We start from the raw sequence: 3,684 nt of genomic DNA, 5'->3' as shown, positions 1-3,684 counted from the left end.
AGCGAAAATGTCAAAGTTTTTTGACTAATGTCGCCAGCTAGCCCCCCCCCAGAACCGAGCAACCACCCCCCCCGGTGGTGGTGGTTGATTTCGTCCCTTTGGTCCGAAAGCGCATTCGCTTGCATACCTGGAAGAACACCAGGAGAGGCGACAACGAAACCAACCCCTCCCTCCTCCTGAGCAATACCAACAGACACACAAAAAAGATGATGCTGAATAATATCGAGCGCAGAGCGGGAGATGCGTAGCACGCGAAGCGTATTATTCCTGATGGTTCTCCACTCTTCTTTTTTCTTAGCTCCATGCAATGGCCGATATCTTGCTTTGCAAGATGTTAGTCGGTCACTAATAACTTATATTGCAATTTTAAAAATATTGTGATAATATAGAAAAGTGGCTTTTAATAAAAGGAGAAAAAAATGGAGATTGGAAATCTAATTGTAGGGGATAAAAACATATCTATTATTGAAGAAGGTGGACAAGTTTACCTTTCTTTTGGGTCGGATGAAAAACATATTTGCTCAAAAGAGACTTATGAAAAAGAAAATATTTATGGGGCATTAAGCTATATTGCCAGCTTCTCGAATGAAGTTTCTTTTGATTTTTGAAGGAGAAAAAAATGGGAAAAAAGTCAGAAAAAATAAGATTGGAAAAATTGAAATCATTAAAAAAAGATGCTGAAAAAGAGCTAAAGTATATTAAAGATAATTCAACAGAAGACACTTTTAAAAAAATTAGTTCTTATTTTAAAAATCAAGATAATTCAGACGAAATTCAAAAACTTGTTTCTGAAGAACTTTTTGAAGACATAATATCTTATCTGTTTCTACTTAAAGAAATTGAGATTGCACACGATAAAGATTATTATGATTTTATGTTTCCAGATAAATAAATGGCTTACCAGTTCATACACTGCGAGACATACAGCAGGAAGAAGACAGAAAAAAAATTCTCAACCAAAGAGATAATTGCAGAGGCTAAAAGAGAAGATGGGGCTTGTCCTCATGTTCCTGAGCCTCATCCTCCTAATCTGGTTTATGGGATTGGACTGGATGACCTGGAGTCACTCCATGATTCCATGTGTGACAGTGCCAAAATGACCAATTCAAAAGGGCAAACCAGGAGCATCCGGAAAGACCAACAGACTCTTGGTACTGTTGTCCTCTCTTTCCCATCGATTGCAGAAAATCAGAACGAACAACAATATTCAAAAGATTATGAAGAATGGAAAAAGCTGTCAGTTGACTGGCTTAAACAAAAATATGGTTCAGAACTGAAAACAGTCATTGAACACACTGATGAGTCACATCCTCATTTGCACGCCTACCTCATCCCTGATGACCTCAAATCTGATAAATATAATATTGGAAGACGTGCCAAAACTGACTTCCTGAAATCTGATGAAGCTTTGAAACTTCCCAAAAAAGAAGCCAATAAGGTAGGTGACAGAAAATATAAGGAAGCCTGGAGAGAGTGGCAGGACTCATATTATGAAAAGGTTGCCATTCCCTGCGGACTATCTCGAATAGGACCAGGTAAGCGCAGACTCTCGCGTGATGCTTGGCAAAAAGAAAACCAACAAGCCCAATCATTAAAAAGGGCTATCTCTCAAAAAAATTCTTTTGTTTCCAAAACAAAAGAACAAGCTAAATCAGAAGCCGAGCAACTGATAGCTCAGGCAAAAGAACAAGCTGCTAAAATTTTGCAGGATGCTGACCAACAGCTTACCAAAATTAAAAATGAGATTTCACAAGAAGAAGAAAAGATTAAAGATATAAAAAGCACTTGGTTCGTTAAAAGGCTTATGCATAACATTCGAGAAGAAGGTTTAAAAGAAGGTATTAAAAAGTCATCTTCCCAGATTTCAAAATTAAAAAAATCTATTTCAAAACTAAAGAAAGAAAAAGAAACCATCCAAAAAGAAAAAGATTATTCCGAAGAACTTAGAAGAAAAGATATGTTGATATCTGATAATTCTGATAGAGAGAAACAAGAACTTAAAAATAAGGTTTCTTCTCTCATATCTGAAAATGATAAATTGGAAAAAGAGAAGGAAGACTATAAAAATAAGTATGCTGATTTGAGTAATTCTATAAGTATACAATCTTCTAAAAATGGTTATAAAAAGTAATATAGGAATCCACTTTTAAAAAAGAAATTTTTATTATTTTTTTATTTTTGATAACCATTTTTCCAGCCGTTCCGCCTGTAATACCTGATAGACACCGAAATGCACCTTTTTCAGGTGACATTTTTCCAGTGTTTTTTAACTGTCCTCAAGCATACCCCAGACATGTCAGAGACGGCTTTTTGTGTCAGTTTCCTGCCTTCTGGGAAGAGTCTGATTGCTTGCCTGATTTTGTGTTGGGTATCATCTGCCTTAATGTCAGAAGACCTAAGAGCGGCTAATTTCTGCTTCTTTTTCAATTCGATATCAGATGATTGAAGATTCATAACTCCCCTGTTTATGGTGTCTTCTTTCGTCTTTGGACGATATCGAGTTGTCATAAACTTATGGATGGATCTGCTAATCGATTTTGTATCTGATTGAGGTAAGGGCTTATCAAGCATATTATTTTCCTCCTGTGTCTTAATTAGAATATTTTCAAAATTGGTTTCGTTGTTGTCGTATGACCAAAACCGAACAACGTCGAAAAGGTAACAATTCCACCCAATAACAGAGGGTTCTCCTCTCTTTTTGGAGAATTGTCTTTTTGTCGGCTTGGCTGTGTAATCGATATAATCAGCCGAAAAATGGGCAACAATGTCGCGCAACTCGATTTCAGGGCATCCCTGAACAGTATGCCAGCAAAGCCCATTTTCTGCTTGCTGGAAGGCTTCCCAAATTATTCCAGTTGTTGGGACTGGTGTCCTTCTGGATAGGGTTCCTATGACATTGGCGGACCTTCCAAAGGGATTTTTTGTTAGAGATCCATGTGGAAGGGGTGAAGCTTTGAAAAAGTCAGAAACCATCTGATGGCACATATTGCCGAAAAAATTCTGTTTCTGACCTTTAGTAAGAATGGGAGTTTTCAGGACAAAAATGCCAGCAGAACGACCAGAATAAGGATCGATCACAAGGTGAGGTCTAATATTCTGAGGAAGTTCTTCCCAGAGTTCCAATCCATCCGAATGATCGATATCGAGCAACAGGACATTTCTGAAATCTCTTGAATCGAATGAAATCCATGGAAGGTCACAAGCCTGATTTAATGGAAAAATATGACTCGAATGTTCCACATTAATAGATTTAAGATTTTGGGAGCCTCGAACAACTCTTGGCATTTTTGGCAAAACAATTTTAGCCAGCTTCAATAATTCTGGATTTTTTTCCTGAATAGATAGATATGAGTTCACTAGGAGACATGGATTTTTTTTATGCCAGTCTTTTAGGTTTCCATATTCTTCTTGTGACTGTTCTTTTAAATCATCTGATAATAAGTCTTCCATGCATAAGCACCTCCTGAATGTGGTGCCTTGCTGAAAAAACTTGACTTAATCCGGCGGTCTCGCCATACTAAGCATTGCAAAAAAGTTTTTTTCTTCAGGCCACCACCTGTTGAAATCCACCCCTTTGGAGTTGGTAGCTCCAGAGGGGTTTTTTTATGGTCTGCCTAAATAGCGAAAATGTCAAAGTTTTTTGACTAATGTCGCCAGCTAGCCCCCCCCCAGAACCGAGCAACC

At 37.7% G+C, this 3,684-nt stretch carries 5 protein-coding genes; 3 read left to right on the top strand and 2 right to left on the bottom strand.

What is annotated here, in order from left to right:
• The coding region (locus HK25_RS13355) for a hypothetical protein (protein ID WP_233127712.1) at nucleotides 1-251 on the bottom strand (251 nt) is incomplete at its 3' end.
• 168 nt (nucleotides 252-419) lie between these two features.
• Here HK25_RS13355 and HK25_RS05585 point away from each other — a divergent pair.
• Genes HK25_RS05585 through HK25_RS05575 form a run of 3 tightly spaced genes read left to right on the top strand, consistent with a single transcriptional unit; the run spans nucleotide 420 to nucleotide 2,131 of the window.
• Nucleotides 420-608, top strand: a complete 189-nt coding sequence (locus HK25_RS05585) for a hypothetical protein (RefSeq protein ID WP_086635586.1) — start codon at nucleotides 420-422, stop codon at nucleotides 606-608.
• An 11-nt stretch (nucleotides 609-619) separates the two neighbouring features.
• Entirely contained in the window at nucleotides 620-892 is a 273-nt protein-coding gene (locus HK25_RS05580) for a hypothetical protein (protein ID WP_086635585.1), read from the top strand.
• Entirely contained in the window at nucleotides 893-2,131 is a 1,239-nt protein-coding gene (locus HK25_RS05575) for a plasmid recombination protein (RefSeq protein ID WP_086635584.1), read from the top strand.
• 110 nt (nucleotides 2,132-2,241) lie between these two features.
• On the opposite strand, the gene HK25_RS05570 is transcribed toward HK25_RS05575, so the two are convergent.
• Nucleotides 2,242-3,450 carry a hypothetical protein gene (locus HK25_RS05570; RefSeq protein ID WP_086635583.1) on the bottom strand — a complete coding sequence of 403 codons (1,209 nt, stop codon included), beginning with the start codon at nucleotides 3,448-3,450 and terminating at the stop codon, nucleotides 2,242-2,244.
• Between the last annotated feature and the right edge of the window lie 234 nt (nucleotides 3,451-3,684).

It is taken from the genome of Acetobacter sp. DsW_059, from assembly GCF_002153695.1.
Lineage (GTDB): Bacteria > Pseudomonadota > Alphaproteobacteria > Acetobacterales > Acetobacteraceae > Acetobacter > Acetobacter thailandicus.
The sequence above is the reverse complement of the archived record's forward strand: the minus strand, read 5'-3'. Positions and strand labels throughout refer to the sequence as shown.

Excerpts from the sequence above, each read along its gene's own strand:
- HK25_RS05580 (WP_086635585.1), top strand. The coding sequence starts at position 620 with ATGGGAAAAAAGTCAGAAAAAATAAGATTGGAAAAATTGAAATCATTA.
- HK25_RS05570 (WP_086635583.1), bottom strand. The coding sequence starts at position 3,450 with ATGGAAGACTTATTATCAGATGATTTAAAAGAACAGTCACAAGAAGAA.
- HK25_RS05585 (WP_086635586.1), top strand. The coding sequence starts at position 420 with ATGGAGATTGGAAATCTAATTGTAGGGGATAAAAACATATCTATTATT.
- HK25_RS05575 (WP_086635584.1), top strand. The coding sequence starts at position 893 with ATGGCTTACCAGTTCATACACTGCGAGACATACAGCAGGAAGAAGACA.